Below are 15,849 nucleotides of genomic sequence, written 5' to 3'. Positions count from 1 at the left end.
TTGAAGGATTTTAAAAATTTTAGATTCTTGGTGATGAAAGAAGTTGGATTTTGAGTCTTTGTAGATAATTGGGGTATATAAATAAACTATTTTTGAAATACTTATATTTTATCACTAATTTTGTATTATAAATCAGTCATTAAGTATTTAAATGTTATTTTATGAATGATAATCAATACAATAATTGGGTTGAAATGAGTGATTATTCACTCGCGAAGACCATTGGTGCATTTGTGAAACATCACCGTTTGTTTCAAAATAAGACACAAGAGGATGTTTCTGCAGCTGCTAATATTAGTCGATCTACTTTGAGTTTACTTGAAAAAGGGGAGTCCATTACTGTCCCAACACTCATACAAGTTTTAAGGGTTTTGGATTTACTCTATGTCATGAAAATTTTTGCCATTCAAGAGGAAATTAGCCCTTTGTTGTTGGCTAAACAGGCTTTGAAAAAACGAAAAAGGTCTAGAGGTTCAAGTAAAGAAAATGATAATCCTTCAAGCTGGTAATCATGATAACAACAGCATTTGTGAAAATTTGGGGAGAAACAGTTGGCGCAGTTGTATGGAATGATGCGACTGGAATGGCTAGTTTTGAATATACTGCTTCTTTTATTGGTACTAGTTTTGATTTAGCACCCTTAAAAATGCCATTAGCCAATAGCCATAGACAAATTTTTTCATTCCCAGATCTTAGTAATACGAATACGTTTAAAGGTTTACCTGGTTTGTTGGCAGATGTGTTGCCAGACGATTATGGTAATCAATTAATTAATCATTGGCTGGTGCAAAATGGTCGTCCCGAAAATAGTATGAATCCAGTAGAACTTTTATGTTTTATAGGTACCAGAGGGATGGGAGCGTTGGAATTTGAACCTTCTCACTTGAAAACAAATAAAAGAGCTTTTGATATTGAGGTAGATTCCTTGATAAATATTTCTCAAAATATGTTATCCAAAAGAGAAAGTTTCGAAACAAACTTGAAGGAGGATGATGAAAAAGCGATGATGGATATTCTTAAAATTGGAACGTCTGCCGGAGGAGCTCGTCCGAAAGCGATCATTGCTTATAATGAAAAAACGGGACAAGTGAAATCAGGTCAAACGATTGCTCCCAAAGGGTTTGAACACTGGTTGATAAAATTGGACACTGTTAGTGATGTGCAATTCGGTGAAAAGAAAGGCTATGGGAGAATTGAAATGGCTTATTATTTGATGGCGCGTGCTTGTGGAATTGAGATGATGGAGAGTCGACTATTGGAAGAAAATGGGCGATCTCATTTTATGACTAAACGATTTGACCGAGATGGAGGTGAACAAAAACACCATATTCAGACACTTTGTGCCCTACAGCATTATGATTTCAATCAAATAGCAAGTTTTAGTTATGAACAAGTATTTCAAACGATGCGATTGTTAAAGCTACCGTATTCTCAAGCAGAACAAATGTTTAGAAGGATGGTTTTTAATGTCATCGCTAGAAATTGTGATGACCACACAAAAAATTTCGCCTTTATGCTGAAAAAAAATGGCGTTTGGGAATTAGCTCCAGCTTATGATATTTGTTTTGCTTATCGTCCTGATAGTAGTTGGGTAAGTCAACACAATTTAAGTGTTAATGGTAAAAGAAAAAATATTACCAAAGAGGATCTATTGATTGTTGCCAAAGCCATGAATTTGAAAAATGCGAATGCCATTATTCAACAGATTAGCGATAACGTTGGCAATTGGAATGATTTTGCTGAAATGTCAAATGTTGCTGTTAAATATAGAGAATTGATAGGAAAGTCCCATTTGACTTTATAACTTACCCTTGAAGTTGTTATTTTTTTTAGATAAAATCGCTTGGCAAATTTTTCACCCTTAGTTTTAATTGTCAAATTATCTTACTAATTTACCTCTCAAACTACTTTTTTTGAACTCAAAGTGTTATGACTATGGAAAATACCTTCGAAACTGAACCTAAAATCTACGAGAATATCAAGCGAATTCGTGAAATGAAAAACATTTCACGTCAGCAAATGGCATCGGATTTGGATCTTTCATTGAGTGGGTATTCTAAGTTGGAAAGAGGTGAAATTGATGTCTCATTAAATAGAATTCAACAAATTGCAGGTATTTTGGGAGTAGAACTTTCTCAATTAATGAACTTTGATGCTACCCAAATTTTCAATGTCAACAATAATAATGTGATTCAAGGTATTGGTACCAAAGCTAGTTCTGTTCATTACCACTCTGACGAATATTTGATTAAATATGTGAAGAAATTAGAAGAGGAAAATGAGCGCCTCCGTAAAGAATTGGGGAGGGAATGAATTTTACCACGAAGGCACAAAGTTTTAATTTAATATTCTTTGTGATCTCCGTGTTAAAAAAAAGCATTTTATACTTTCAAAAATATCTTCTTTTTATAAAATACATAGCAAATACTCCAACAAACAAGTACGAAGGCAATTGCATAGGCCAATGAACCATTGTATTTTCCAAATATGGGTTCAAAAATATGCCAATAAATCCATGTATTTGCGGATGTTAAACCATCTCCTTCCGCAATTTTGAATTTATCCAATTGGATGGCAAGTACTTCTGAAATGGCATAAGCTAAAATTGAATTTGTACCGAAAACCAAGAAAAATGTGTTGGCAAAATGTTTCTCTTTGACCTCAATCCACCAATACGTTAAACTAATCAAGATAAAATCAATTCCAGCACATATTAAAACAAATGAGCTGGTCCATAATTTCTTATTAATCGGAAAGGCTACATCCCAAAGTAATGCCAGGATTATTAATCCAATTCCAAAGGCAATAAGTGTCGGTACTATCGGAGCATTTTTGGCTCTTTGTTTTTCCAAATACAAACTGGTTTGGTAGCCAAATAGGCAAGTTGAAAAAGCAGGTAGCGTACTTAAAAGTCCCTCAGGGTCAAATGCTAATCCATTTCCATGGTATAAATGATCTGCGCCAAACAAGAATAAATCCAATTTTCTTACTGCATTTGTGGCTAATTCATAGGCGGCACCGGGCTCACCAAAAAATCCCATGATGGCCCAAAAGGTTAGTAAAATAACTATATTAACTCTGGTTAGCCACTTTTCTGAAACTTGTAAAACAAGAAATGAAATGGCACAATAAGATAGCGCTATTCGAGGCAGAACATTGAGAAATCGAAGTTTTGAAATATCAAAATCCAGAAAAGGAAAATAAAATATGATGTAATTGATCAAAAACAACATCAAGGTTCTTTTGATGATTTTATTTCTCAAAATGGGTGTCAAGGTATAATTGAATGATTTGAACGAAAAGCGCATGGCAACTCCCACCATGAAAAGAAAGGTTGGAAATACTAAGTCAGTGGGGGTAAATCCATGCCATTGGGCATGTTTTAAAGGAGCATAGGTAAATTCGCCATTGCCGGAAGTGTTAACTAATATCATGGCCGCAAGGGTTATGCCACGCAGAATGTCTAGAGATAAAAATCGAGTTTTCATAATAGGTTTAATGACTAATGATGATCGGAATTACTTTTTGATCAAATTCGGAAGTGAATCTAACATAATATTTCCCAATTTGTATCGGGCCTAAATAAATTTCTTTGAAATTAGTTTTCCATTCAAATTGAATTATTTCTTGTCCAAAAGGCGACAAAATTTCTACTTGTAAAGGGGTTTCCAATTCTCGTTTCAAACTAATTTTTTGTCCAAGCATAGCTGGATTTGGATAAACGCTTATTTCTTGAAAATGGGTAGGTTCAATACTTAAAATGGGGTCAATGAGTGGTAAGGCTTTTTCATAATTGGGAATGCCATAGCCTAGATTATTGTCGGGATTGCTACTCTGAGAAGCAGATTTTCGAATGCCATTCATGATTTGTTTAGCGGTTTTTTTTGGAAATTTTTCAATTAAACCTGCTGCTAATCCTGCAATTAAGGGAGCAGAAAAGGAGGTTCCATTTCCAGTCCCGATTGTACTTGTAATCGATCCTAAAACCGTTGCTTGCCCCATCGCTGAAACATCAGGTTTAATTCGCTGGTCATAGCTTGGGCCAAAGGAACTGAAACTCGCTTTAAGAGCTTTTCCATCAACAGCGCCCACAGCTAATATGTCCAAAGCATCAGCAGGAGAACTAATGTATTTCCATGCTTTATCACCCTCATTGCCTGCGCTTATGACACAAATAATACCTCTTTCCGATGCCCAATTAGCTGCTAATGTACTAAGTACCGTTTTACCATCTAAGTTATTGTACGCATGATTATAAAAACTATTATCAAAGGTGGAATAACCCAAAGAAGAGCTAATGATGTCAGTTCCTAAACTATCCGCCCATTCTGCCCCCCTTAGCCAATTGACTTCTTCTACTGGAAATTCAGTTAAACCTTCTTCGGTTTGTGCCAAGGCAAAATTAGCATTGAACGCAGTTCCAATTAATTTATCAGGTACATAAGCCGCTATCGTACTCATGACATTCGTTCCATGTTTGCCTTCATTGTAAACGCTGGTTCTGTTGGGACTTGTGCAAAGGGTTGCGATGATTCTTTTTTGATCTCTTACTTGTTGTAAGTACGTAACAACATCGGCATTTAAATATCCTTCATCCAATAATGTTATCAGTACATTTTTTCCAGTAATACCGCTCGCATGCATTTTATCTGTCCCTAATTGGGTATTTTGAGTCAGAGAATTCCCATATGAAATGTCAGCTAGCCTACTATTCAAAACGGGATTTGGAGGGCTGACATTTGTATTTCCTGATTTGGTTGCCAAGGAATCCAAGGCAAAAGGAAAATACATTCCTTTTACATTTTTATTGGTTAAAACCGCTTTGATTTTATCGGGACTGGTTTGAATAAGAACCGAATTAATCCATTTCAAAGGGTAAATTATTTTGATACCCAAAGCAGAAATTTCTTTTAAAAAGGAATTATTAACAGGCAAATCTTGTTCCGTAAAAGTGATATTGTTTTTTTTTCTGCGGTCAATGGATTTTTGTGTGACAAAAGCGGAAGGATTTTGAGTAGTAAAAGTGGAATTATTTTTGTCTTTGAATTGGATCAAGTATCGATAGGTGCCAATTTGCCCTTTTGAAATGAAGCCTAAACTAAATAAGAAATAAACTAAAATGATTTTTCTCAACACCGAACAAATATTTAAGATGTAAATTAATTAAGAATGACTAGCAATACAATTATTGTGTATTTTTGTACGTATTCTATGTAATAATGAAAGCATTTCAACGTGTTTTTTTGATTTTGTTTGCATTTTGGCTATTGATGGGTCAAGTAGGATTCGCATTTCAATCAAAGAAGTGTTTAGTTACAGGAAGCAAAAAATGGATGATTGCCAACAATCAATCATGTTGCAAGCGAAATGTTTCCATCAATTCCAATAAATCTACTATCTTATCCAAATCGTCATGTTGTGCCTATAATCAATATGTTGTAAAGTTTAATTTCTCTGTTGAAAAGCTGAAATCATTTGCTTTGTTTTTGATTTCTCCCGGTATTTTGAATTCGGCATTTTCATATGGTAGGCAATTTGGTATTCAGGTAATCTCAAAAGTTTTTTTTGGATATTTTGTTCATCCTCCTAGCCATTCGGTCCGATTGGCTGTTTTACAATCGTATTTAATTTGATATTAAAGAGAAAATGTATTTTCACTTTAATCAATTAGATATGAAATCAATCAATTATTTTATTTTTTTAGCCTTCTTTTTCCTCGTTTTTGAATCGTTAGGTCAAACCATTTCTGGACGGGTGATGAGTTTGGATGATGCGGGAAATATGGAAGATCTCGTGGGCTCTTCTGTATTCTTTAAGCCCCTGAAGATAGGGGTTTTGACAGATGCCAAAGGTGCATTTCAATTGGATACTCAAGGGAAAACAGGATGGTTACTGATTAGTTATCAAGGCTATAATTCGGATTCCGTTTTTGTAGATTCCAACAAATTTTTACACATTCATTTGAGATTGCGTAATGAGGAATTGAAAGATATTAAGGTTTTTGCTAAACCGGGAGGACAGGATGAGTTCTCGACGATTCATACGGAAATTTTAAGCATGAAAACTTTGGCAAAAGCGGCTTGTTGTAATTTGTCGGAGAGTTTTGAAACCAATGCCTCTGTATCGGTTAATTTCTCGGATGCGGTGACGGGCGCCAAACAAATTCAATTGTTGGGATTAGCGGGTACTTATGTTCAAACGAATGTGGAAAATATGCCTTCTGTTCGTGGATTGAAATCGACATATGGTTTGAATTATTTACCTGGAACATGGGTGAAATCCATCGATTTAGCCAAAGGACAGAGTTCAGTTGTCAATGGCTATGAATCCATGACAGGTGCCATAAATGTGGAATTGGCCAAACCAGATACGTCTGAAGCCTACTTTTTAAACGCCTATGCAAATTCACAAGGGCGATTTGAACTCAATCAACAAGGGGCACATCGATTTAATTCGAACTTATCGATGGGAATTTTCACTCATTACTCTCAACAAGCTAGTCGAATTGATGGAAATGGTGATGGATTTTTGGATTTGCCTTTGTTTCAATTGGTGAATGTATTGAATCGATGGAAATATTCCTCAGATCATTGGATGGTTCAATTTGGAGGTAATTATTTGTATGAGAATCGGGTAGGAGGTCAATCCAATTTTGATCCTTCATCAAGCAAAAGATATGCCGTATATGGTTTCGGAAGTAATACTTCCCGGATCGAATTATTTTCAAAAATGGCCCGACTTTTCCCTGATAAACCCTATAAGGGATTGGGCTTGATTTTATCAAGTGCAAATCATTCCAATGATTCTTATTTTGGCTTAAAAGCTTATCAGGGAAGAGAGCAGAGCTTCTATGGAAATTTAATTTATCAGTCGATCATTGGTACAACCAACCATACCTGGAAGGCAGGATCCAGCTTTTTATACGATTCCTATCAGGAAAACTATTTGGAAAATGGATTTGCTAGGTCGGAATTAGTGCCTGGTGTTTTTGCTGAATATACGTATACGATGCCAAATAAATTGATTCTAATTTTGGGTAATCGGCTCGATTGGCATAATTTATATGGTGTTCAATTTATACCGCGTGTTCATGCTAAATGGGATATAAATACTCAGTGGATTGCAAGAGCTTCCTTTGGTAAAGGTTGGCGGAGGGTAAATTATTTGGCTGAAAATATGGGTTATTTAGTGAATCAAAGAAGATTGCAAATTGATTCTAGAGCTGACCCCGTGGAAAAAGCTGATAATTTTGGTATGACTTTAACGCATACATTTATGCTTTTAGGTCGTCCGGCTAATTTGGTTTTTGATGCTTTTCAAACCAATTTTCAAAATCAATGGATGGTTGACATGGAAAATGCTGCTAGTATTTGGATGTATTCGAGTCCTGGAATTTCATATGCCACTAGCTTTCAATCCGAATTGAATTACAGTCCATTCAAAAGGTTTGAAATTAAAGCTGCATATCGGTACCAAGATGTGCAAGCCGATTATCGAACTGTGGATGGTAAATTAAGTCGATTAAGTAAGGCATTTGTCAATAGTGATCGAGTATTGCTTAATTTGGCATATGCGACACCATTTGACATTTGGAAGTTTGATTTAACTTGGCAATGGAATGGAGATAGGAGAATTCCAGATGCCAGTGATGGGCATGTGCATGCTGCCACGAATACATTGGCGCAAGTTTATGCTCCTCCATTTTCAACGGTTTATGCCCAGGTTAGTAAACAATTTAAAAAATGGGAAATGTATGTAGGTGGAGAAAATCTGTTTAATTTTACGCAGGAAAATCCAATACACCATGCCAATGATCCATTTTCGGTCAATTTTGATGCATCCATGGTTTGGGGGCCGATTGTAGGAAGGATGATTTATATTGGTATGCGTTATAAAATTCAATAATTAATTTAAAATAGATGCTTATGAAAAAGTTCATGTTAATGTCAGCGATTATTTTGGGATCTTTTGTAGCAAATGCTCAACATGATCACGCGAAAGTAAAGCAAGAGAAAAAGGCTGGTAAATCAGATAAAAAAGAGGCTTATCAGTGTCCAATGAAATGTGAGGGTGAAAAAACCTATGCCAAAAAAGGGAAGTGTCCAGCATGTACAATGGACTTAAAATTAGTAGTAGCAAAGAAATAATTTAAACGGAATACAAAATGAAGAAGTTGATTTTATTCACATTGTTGTCAATGCCTACCATATTAGTGGCTGGTCCTAAGGAGATTTTAAAGGTAAAGACTTCAGCGATTTGCGAAATGTGTAAATCGAAGATTGAAAAGAATTTGGCTTTGACTAAAGGAGTGAAAAGTGCTAATTTGAATTTAGATGATAAAGTGGTTACAGTTGAATATAATTCAGAGAAAACCAATGCCTTAGCCATTCGCAAGGCAATTGCTGAGGTGGGATATGATGCGGATGATATGCCTGCAGAAAAAGCTGGATATGATAAGTTATCAGATTGCTGTAAAAAGAAGTGATTTTAGTTATTAATTATTAGGCATGGACAAACTAATACCTAATAACTGATTTTCACATTTTCATTGATAGCGCAATTCTTTTTCTGGCTTCATCTATTTCGGTGACCGTTACGATCACTTTTTGGGAGACTTTTACTACCTCGTTGGGGTCTTTGACGAATTTATTGGCTAGTTGGCTTACGTGAACGAGCCCGTCTTGATGGACGCCAATGTCAACAAATGCACCAAAATTGGTAATGTTGGTAACAATTCCTGGTAGTTTCATACCAATTCGTAAATCTTTGATTTCATTAACACCTTCGGTAAAAGAAAATGTTTCGAATTGTTCTCTTGGGTCGCGCCCTGGTTTAGCTAATTCATCCATGATATCATTTAAGGTAGGTAATCCTACTTCTTGACTCACATATTGACTTAATTTAATTTGTTTGCGGTAGGTGTCAGAATTCAGTAAATCGCCGACTTTGCAACCTACATCTTTGGCCATTTTTTCTACCAAATCATATCGCTCAGGGTGAACAGCGCTTGCATCCAGAGGATTAGAGGCATTTCGAATTCTTAAAAAGGCAGCAGCTTGTTCAAATGCTTTTTCGCCTAATCTTGGTATTTTTTTCAATTCAGACCTTTTTTTGAATGGGCCATTTTTACTACGATAATCTACGATATTTTGAGCTAATTGAGGTCCTAGGCCAGAAATATAGGATAGAATTTGTTTAGAAGCGGTATTGATTTCTACACCAACGGAATTGACGCAAGAGATGACAGTATCGTCTAGAGATGCTTGTAATTTCTTTTGATCGACATCATGTTGGTATTGTCCTACGCCAATCGATTTAGGATCAATTTTAACTAATTCTGCCAAAGGATCCATGAGTCTTCTGCCAATGGAAACCGCACCTCTAACGGTAACATCTTTGTCTGGAAATTCTTCTCTTGCAACCGCTGAGGCAGAATAAATAGAAGCACCGCTTTCATTAACCATGATGATTTGAAGGTTCGGTAGATTAAGTATTTTTACAAAGCTTTCGGTTTCTCTTCCTGCCGTTCCATTTCCAATGGCAATGGCTTCAACTTGGTACGTTTTTACCCAGTGTTTTAGGGTTTGTGCTGCTTCTTGAGCTTGCCCTGGACCTGTATGCGGGTAAATTGTGGTATTTTCCATCAGATTACCTTGTTCATTCAAGTAAACAAGTTTACAACCTGTTCGAAAACCAGGATCGAGTGCTATGACCCTTTTTTGTCCTAATGGAGCGGCTAAAAGTAATTGCCTCATGTTTTCGGCAAAAACTCGAATAGCTTCTTCGTCTGCTTTTTTCTTGGCTGCTGCTCTCATTTCAGTTTCCATAGCAGGCTGAAGGAGTCGTTTGTAACCATCTTTGATAGCTAATTCCACTTGAGCGCAGGAGGCATTGCGGCCTGTAATGTAACGGTTTTCCAAACGGTTAATCACTTCTTCATCGGGTCCGATGAGATTTAGATTCAATACGCCTTCATTTTCTCCTCTTAATAAAGCTAGTATTCGATGCGAAGGGGCATTAGAAAGGGATTCCGACCAATCGAAATAGTCTTTGTACTTGATACCACTTTCTTTTTTATCTTTTTGAACGCTGGATTTAACCTGGGTATGTCTGGCAAATAATTCGCGAGCATCTTCTCTTGCTGGGGCCTGTTCCATCATTTCCTCTGCTAAAATGTCGCGTGCACCCGCTAATGCCTCATCAATATTGTTTACACCTTTATCCACTTGCACAAATGGTTTAGCGATTTCATTGATATCTACCATTCTTTGTTGAAAAATCAGATGGGCTAATTCTTGCAGTCCTTTTTCTCTTGCAATGGTCGCTTTGGTTTTTCGTTTAGGTTTATAGGGTAGGTATAAGTCTTCAAGTTTGGCTAATGACTCAGCGGCTAAAATTTGTTTTTCTAGCTCTGGACTTAGTTTTTCCATTTCCTTTAGGGATTTTAGGATGGCTTCTCTGCGTTTTTCAAGCTCAATAAAAGACTCCATCATGTCGCGTATTTGTGCGATTTGGACTTCATCTAAACTACCTGTCATTTCTTTTCTGTATCGGGAAATAAAAGGGATAGTTGCTCCTTCTTCCAATAGAGTAATGGTTTTACGAACTTGATTTTCACTTATTTGTAAGCTATCGGCGAATTTTTTATAGGGAAGAAGCATGGGGTGATTTAAAAGGTAATAGGTAAAATAATAGGTAAAAGGTAATAGGTAAAAGGTAATAGATAAAGGTAATAGGGTTTTACTGACATGAGGCACTAATAACTAATCACTCAATCTATTACCTATTACCTTTTACCTATTACCTAAATTGCTCTTCTTCAGGGAATTCATTGTAAAAATACCCGGCGAATTTCCAGATTTCTTGGATTTCGGTGCCTAAGATTGGGTATGGGTCAAAGATTTTATTGGTTGATTTCAGAATGAGGACATTTTTTTCATTCAAGTGATTAATGACTTTTTTCAATACTACGCCATCTTCTTTCGTCACGACGATACAAATCGTGCCATCTTTTATGTCTGTCCAATCTTCTACATATTCCGCAAAAACCAATGAGCCCGACTGAAGAGGTAGCATGGAATCACCTTTGATGGGAAAAACACGGTATTTTCTGTCTCTGGATAGAAATGGTACTTGGAATGTAGGAAGTTCTTTGATGAAATCTAAATCGTCATAGGCATTGGCATAACCAGCTACCGCTTTGATGGGCACAAATTCGATGTTTTCCTCGTTGTCTGGAGAAACCGTTGTGGCTAAAATTCGTAGTTTATTGGCTTTGCTTCCTGGCGTTTTAGTGGATAAATCTTGCGTAAGCATTTCATCGATTTCCACATTGAAAAACTGAGTAATGGCTATTAAATCGGCATATTTGGGTTCTGCTCTGCCCGATTCATATGATCCTAGTGTAGGTTTCTTGATTTGTAACAATTCTGCCATTTTTTCTTGGGAAGTTTTTTCCGTCATCTTGCTGCGTAAAAAACGTAAATTTTGACTAAAAAATGTGCTCATGTTGTTGGAATATTTTATACTTTTGAATAAAATTGGTATTCAAAAATTGATTGACAAGTATTCGAAATTACAAAATGTATTCAAAATTGCCAAATATGTAAAAAAAATATGCAAAATCGTACCATTGTCCATATGGACTTAGATAGTTTTTTTGTTTCGGTTGAGCGTTTACGGGATGATCGACTCATGGGTAAGCCGGTCATTGTAGGAGGGATGTCGGATCGTGGAGTAGTCGCTGCTTGTAGTTATGAGACTCGGACATTTGGAGTGCGGTCTGCTATGCCCATGCGGGTTGCGCTGAAGCTTTGTCCCGATGCCATTGTTTTGCGTGGCGATTATGAGGCCTATTCGCAGCATTCTGATATGGTGACTCAGTTAATAACCGAACGAGCACCTTTGGTTGAAAAGGCTTCTATTGATGAATTTTATTTGGATATGACAGGTATGGAGCGTTTTTTTGGTGCTTTTCAGTTCACGGCTGATTTGCGGCAAAGGATTCAAAAACAAATTGGTTTGCAAATATCTTTTGGTTTATCGGTGAATAAAACGGTTTCCAAAGTAGCTACGAATCATGTGAAACCTGCTGGGCAATTCATGGTTCCTGCTGGGGAAGAAAAGGCCTTTTTGGCACCTATGTCGGTGGCTAAAATTCCAATGATTGGGGCTGTTACCGCTCAAACCTTGCGAAATATGGGTATTTCTCAGGTAGGAACTTTGAGTCAAATGCCACTTCAACTATTGGAAAAAACCTTTGGAAAATCAGGCGTAATGCTTTGGGAAAGGGCCAACGGCATTGATTTGCGGCCTGTTGTTCCTTATCATGAGCAAAAATCTTTATCCAAAGAAATCACCTTCCAAAAAGACACCACGGATGTGGATTTTTTGCAAAGGGTCTTGATTCAATTGACGGAGCAATTATCATTTGATTTACGCAAATTGGGTAATTGTACCTCTTGTGTGACCATTAAGCTGAGGTATTCCAATTTTGATACACATACTCGGCAGCTTGCTTTGCCAGCGACCGCCAGTGATCATCGTTTGATTCCCGTTGTGCTGGAATTGTTCCAAAAGCTATACGATAGGCGTTTATTGATTCGCCTAATTGGCATTCGATTCTCTAAACTTTTACAAGGACAAGAGCAATTGAATTTGTTTGATGAAGGCGCTAAACTAGCTCCATTATACGATGCGATGGATAAAATAAGAACTCGATATGGAATTTTTTCTTTAGCGAGAGCAAGTGGGAAGTAGGTAATAGGTAATAGGTAAAAGGTAATAGGTAAAAGGTAATAGGTAAAAGGTAATAGGTAAAAGGTAATAGGTAAAAGGTAATAGGTAATAGGTAACAGGTAAAAGTCTTCTCTTCTCTCTTCTCTCTTCTCTCTTCTCTCTTCTCTCTTCAAAAAAATAATGCTCAACAATCATTCATATTACAGTTTACGTTATGGGACACTTTCACCGGAGCAATTGGTGGAGGTGGCGGTAGCGTATGGCTTTAAGGTGGTTGTTTTGACGGACATCCATCGGGTGTCTGGGATCTATGATTTTTTACAAGCTTGCCATTTGCATGGGGTTAAGCCGGTGCTTGGAATGGAGTTTCGACAAGGAGATGACGTACATTTTATTTGTTTGGCGAAGAATCCGCGTGGACTGGAGAAGATCAATGCTTTTGCGAGTACCTATTTATTGGCCAATGAGTCTTGGCCGATTCGGCCGCCGGAATGGGAAGATGTTTGGACCATTTTTCCCTTAAAAAGACGAAAAGAAAATTTAAAATTAGGTTATCAAGAGCGTTGGGGGATCAATGCTGGAGATCGTAATTTTCTATGGAAAGAAGCCAATAAAAAGGATTTTGTCTGGTGTCAAGCCGCCACATTTATCGATAAAAAAGGTTTTTCCATGCATCGTTTATTGCGTGCGATTGATAAAAATGTGTTGTTGAGTAAATTACCTTTAAGCGCGCAGGCGAAGGAACATGAACGTTGGTATCGGCCAAATGAATTGGCTGATTTTTGTGTGGATTTTCCTGAAATATTGGAAGAAGCGGAACGGATTTTAGCTTCCTGTGAATTTAGTTTTGAATTTCATTTGTCGAAAAACAGGAAACGATTTGGCTCTAGCCAAGAGGATGATCGAGATCTATTGCGCAAATTGGCTTTGGAAGGAATGACATATCGCTATCCTCGTTCGGATAAACAGGCGAAGGAACGTGTGTTAAAAGAGTTGAAAGTTATTCATGAATTGCAATTTGATGCGTATTTTTTGATCACCTGGGACATTATACGTTATGCGCGCTCCAGAGGTTATTTTCATGTGGGTAGAGGAAGTGGCGCTAATTCGATTGTTGCTTATTGTTTGGGCATTACGGACGTTGACCCCATCGAATTGGATTTGTATTTCGAGCGATTCATCAATCCTCATCGTACGAGTCCGCCTGATTTTGACATTGATTTTTCTTGGGATGAGCGAAATGAGATCATTGATTATATTTTCAAACGTTATGGCGCCAAACATGTTTGCTTGTTGGCTACTTATGTGACTTTTCGGGATAAGTCGATTTACCGAGAATTAGCCAAGGTTTTTGGTTTACCCAAGGCGGAAGTGGATGCTTGGTTGGAGCCTGATTCTTTGATTCGGCGAGAGGGTGGCGATCAACTGCATCGGTTGATTGTTAAATACGGCCATTTGTTGCTCGATTTTCCTAATTATTTGAGCATACATGCGGGTGGGATTTTGATATCCGATGAAACATTAAGTCATTATACGGCATTGGAGCCAATGCCCAAAGGTTTTCCGATTTGCCAATTTGATATGCATGTGGCGGAAGAGATAGGTTTTGCCAAGTTTGATATTTTATCTCAAAGGGGTTTAGGGCACATCAAAGAAGCGGTGGATATTATTCGGACCAATCGAGGTGTGGATGTGGATATACATCGGGTGCAGGATTTTATGCGAGATGAAAATATTCGTTTGCAATTGGAAATGCATGAAACGATGGGCTGTTTTTATATTGAATCGCCAGCCATGCGGCAATTGATTAAGAAACTAAATTGTAACAATTATCTAACACTGGTGGCGGCGAGTTCGATTATTCGTCCGGGTGTGGCTAGCTCAGGGATGATGAAGGCCTACATTGATCGGCACCATGCGCCCAATAGTTATGAGCCAGTACATCCTTTGATGGGTGAATTAATGTCGGAAACGTATGGGGTCATGGTTTACCAAGAAGATGTCATTAAAGTTGCGCATTATTTTGCAGGCTTGAGTTTAGCCGAAGCGGATGTATTGCGCAGAGGTATGTCGGGTAAAAGTCGGTCTAAAAATGAATTTGACCGAATCAAGGCCGCATTTTTTATGAATTGTGCCGAGAAAGGTTATGAGTTAGGTGTGGCGAAAGAGGTTTGGCGACAAATGGAAAGTTTCAGTGGGTATTCGTTTAGTAAGGCTCATTCGGCGAGTTATGCTGTGGAGAGTTATCAGAGTTTGTATTTGAAGACGTATTTTCCGAGGGAGTTCATGGTGGCGGTGATTAATAATTTTGGGGGTTTTTATCGGACCGAGTTTTACGTGCATGAAGCCAGGCGATCAGGTGCTTGGGTGGAAGCGCCTGATATTAATGAAAGCGATTTTACAACTCGGATAGATGGAGAAACGGTTTATTTGGGTTGGGTGCATGTAAAAGGCTTAGAGAAAAGGGTTATTTCCGATTTGCTATTTCAGAGAGAACAGGGTGGCTTATTTCGATCATGGGATGATTTTGCTCGTCGGGTTTCAGTGGGCTTGGAACAAGCCATGATTTTGATTCGGGTGGGGGCATTTCGGAATTTGGGAATCGCCAAAAAACCTTTGTTGTGGGAAGCGCATGCTCGTTTTCATGGGAAAGCCCCTCAAGTAGTTTCGATGGAAATGTTTACCGAGGAAACGGCCGATATTGGCGTCTTGCCCGAATTATTGCATGATCCTTTGGAAGATGCTTTTGATCAATGGGAATTATTAGGATTTCCCTTATGTGATCCATTTTTATTGGTCAATGATTTGCCTGAAAGTAATTTGAATGCTCAACTAATCGCTGATCGAGGAAGTATATTGGGGTATTTGGTTACCTTAAAACCAACTCGGACAAAAAAGGGTGATCGGATGTATTTCGGGTATTTTGTAGATCAGCAGGGCGAATTTTTTGATACTGTACATTTTCCTAGCGACTTGAAAAAATATTCTTTTCAAGGTTCAGGGGTGTACGTATTGGAAGGAATGGTGATGGAAGAACATGGGCATCGTTCTTTGCGAGTTACTTATTTACGTAAACTTGCTTGGAAAGTGGATCCGAGGTACATGGGTTAA

The 15,849-nt window shown here is 37.6% G+C and carries 13 protein-coding genes; 9 read left to right on the top strand and 4 right to left on the bottom strand.

Annotated elements, in window-relative coordinates; genetic code table 11:
- Positions 1-161: 161 nt before the first annotated feature.
- The 3 genes from V7S76_RS10095 to V7S76_RS10085 all read left to right on the top strand — a co-directional run bounded on the left by V7S76_RS10095 (position 162) and on the right by V7S76_RS10085 (position 2,313).
- Positions 162-509, top strand: a complete 348-nt coding sequence (locus V7S76_RS10095; protein WP_459509983.1) for a helix-turn-helix domain-containing protein — start codon at positions 162-164, stop codon at positions 507-509.
- Between the two features lie 2 nt (positions 510-511).
- On the top strand, positions 512-1,804 hold the full coding sequence (locus tag V7S76_RS10090; protein ID WP_459509982.1) for a type II toxin-antitoxin system HipA family toxin: 1,293 nt from the start codon (positions 512-514) through the stop codon (positions 1,802-1,804).
- Positions 1,805-1,935: 131 nt separating this feature from the next.
- Positions 1,936-2,313, top strand: coding sequence for a helix-turn-helix domain-containing protein (locus V7S76_RS10085; protein ID WP_459509981.1), 378 nt, complete (start codon positions 1,936-1,938; stop codon positions 2,311-2,313).
- Between the two features lie 68 nt (positions 2,314-2,381).
- Here V7S76_RS10085 and V7S76_RS10080 read toward each other — a convergent pair whose 3' ends face one another.
- The gene (locus V7S76_RS10080) at positions 2,382-3,434 is read right to left on the bottom strand and encodes an acyltransferase family protein (protein ID WP_459509980.1); all 1,053 of its coding nucleotides are present in this window, start codon (positions 3,432-3,434) and stop codon (positions 2,382-2,384) included.
- Between the two features lie 61 nt (positions 3,435-3,495).
- Positions 3,496-5,136, bottom strand: a complete 1,641-nt coding sequence (locus tag V7S76_RS10075; RefSeq protein WP_459509979.1) for a S8 family serine peptidase — start codon at positions 5,134-5,136, stop codon at positions 3,496-3,498.
- 83 nt (positions 5,137-5,219) lie between these two features.
- Between V7S76_RS10075 and V7S76_RS10070 the strand changes: the two genes are divergently transcribed.
- The 4 genes from V7S76_RS10070 to V7S76_RS10055 are packed head-to-tail and all read left to right on the top strand — an operon-like array spanning position 5,220 to position 8,485.
- A complete protein-coding gene (locus V7S76_RS10070; RefSeq protein ID WP_459509978.1) occupies positions 5,220-5,633 on the top strand; it encodes a hypothetical protein in 414 nt (137 codons plus the stop codon).
- Positions 5,634-5,673: 40 nt separating this feature from the next.
- Positions 5,674-7,905: a TonB-dependent receptor gene (locus V7S76_RS10065; protein WP_459509977.1), complete on the top strand. Its 2,232-nt coding sequence runs from the start codon at positions 5,674-5,676 to the stop codon at positions 7,903-7,905.
- A gap of 20 nt (positions 7,906-7,925) precedes the next feature.
- Complete coding sequence (locus tag V7S76_RS10060; RefSeq protein ID WP_459509976.1) at positions 7,926-8,147, top strand: heavy metal-binding domain-containing protein; 222 nt, start codon at positions 7,926-7,928, stop codon at positions 8,145-8,147.
- Between the two features lie 17 nt (positions 8,148-8,164).
- Positions 8,165-8,485, top strand: coding sequence for a heavy-metal-associated domain-containing protein (locus V7S76_RS10055; RefSeq protein WP_459509975.1), 321 nt, complete (start codon positions 8,165-8,167; stop codon positions 8,483-8,485).
- A gap of 52 nt (positions 8,486-8,537) precedes the next feature.
- Here V7S76_RS10055 and V7S76_RS10050 read toward each other — a convergent pair whose 3' ends face one another.
- A complete protein-coding gene (locus tag V7S76_RS10050) occupies positions 8,538-10,661 on the bottom strand; it encodes a Tex family protein (protein WP_459509974.1) in 2,124 nt (707 codons plus the stop codon).
- A gap of 139 nt (positions 10,662-10,800) precedes the next feature.
- Positions 10,801-11,508, bottom strand: a complete 708-nt coding sequence (locus tag V7S76_RS10045; protein WP_459509973.1) for an XRE family transcriptional regulator — start codon at positions 11,506-11,508, stop codon at positions 10,801-10,803.
- 108 nt (positions 11,509-11,616) lie between these two features.
- Here V7S76_RS10045 and dinB point away from each other — a divergent pair, with 108 nt between their 5' ends.
- Both dinB and V7S76_RS10035 read left to right on the top strand, forming a co-directional pair.
- Complete coding sequence (gene dinB / locus V7S76_RS10040) at positions 11,617-12,759, top strand: DNA polymerase IV (RefSeq protein ID WP_459509972.1); 1,143 nt, start codon at positions 11,617-11,619, stop codon at positions 12,757-12,759.
- Positions 12,760-12,918: 159 nt separating this feature from the next.
- A complete protein-coding gene (locus V7S76_RS10035; protein WP_459509971.1) occupies positions 12,919-15,849 on the top strand; it encodes a DNA polymerase III subunit alpha in 2,931 nt (976 codons plus the stop codon).

It is taken from the genome of Aquirufa sp. ROCK2-A2 (assembly GCF_054558485.1).
The sequence above is the reverse complement of the archived record's forward strand: the minus strand, read 5'-3'. Positions and strand labels throughout refer to the sequence as shown.

What these genes read in the sequence shown, in the direction of transcription:
- V7S76_RS10095 (WP_459509983.1), top strand. Translation starts at nt 162, where the DNA reads ATGAATGATAATCAATACAATAATTGGGTTGAAATGAGTGATTATTCA.
- V7S76_RS10090 (WP_459509982.1), top strand. Translation starts at nt 512, where the DNA reads ATGATAACAACAGCATTTGTGAAAATTTGGGGAGAAACAGTTGGCGCA.
- V7S76_RS10085 (WP_459509981.1), top strand. Translation starts at nt 1,936, where the DNA reads ATGGAAAATACCTTCGAAACTGAACCTAAAATCTACGAGAATATCAAG.
- V7S76_RS10080 (WP_459509980.1), bottom strand. Translation starts at nt 3,434, where the DNA reads ATGATATTAGTTAACACTTCCGGCAATGGCGAATTTACCTATGCTCCT.
- V7S76_RS10070 (WP_459509978.1), top strand. Translation starts at nt 5,220, where the DNA reads ATGAAAGCATTTCAACGTGTTTTTTTGATTTTGTTTGCATTTTGGCTA.
- V7S76_RS10065 (WP_459509977.1), top strand. Translation starts at nt 5,674, where the DNA reads ATGAAATCAATCAATTATTTTATTTTTTTAGCCTTCTTTTTCCTCGTT.
- V7S76_RS10060 (WP_459509976.1), top strand. Translation starts at nt 7,926, where the DNA reads ATGAAAAAGTTCATGTTAATGTCAGCGATTATTTTGGGATCTTTTGTA.
- V7S76_RS10055 (WP_459509975.1), top strand. Translation starts at nt 8,165, where the DNA reads ATGAAGAAGTTGATTTTATTCACATTGTTGTCAATGCCTACCATATTA.
- V7S76_RS10050 (WP_459509974.1), bottom strand. Translation starts at nt 10,661, where the DNA reads ATGCTTCTTCCCTATAAAAAATTCGCCGATAGCTTACAAATAAGTGAA.
- V7S76_RS10045 (WP_459509973.1), bottom strand. Translation starts at nt 11,508, where the DNA reads ATGAGCACATTTTTTAGTCAAAATTTACGTTTTTTACGCAGCAAGATG.
- dinB (WP_459509972.1), top strand. Translation starts at nt 11,617, where the DNA reads ATGCAAAATCGTACCATTGTCCATATGGACTTAGATAGTTTTTTTGTT.
- V7S76_RS10035 (WP_459509971.1), top strand. Translation starts at nt 12,919, where the DNA reads ATGCTCAACAATCATTCATATTACAGTTTACGTTATGGGACACTTTCA.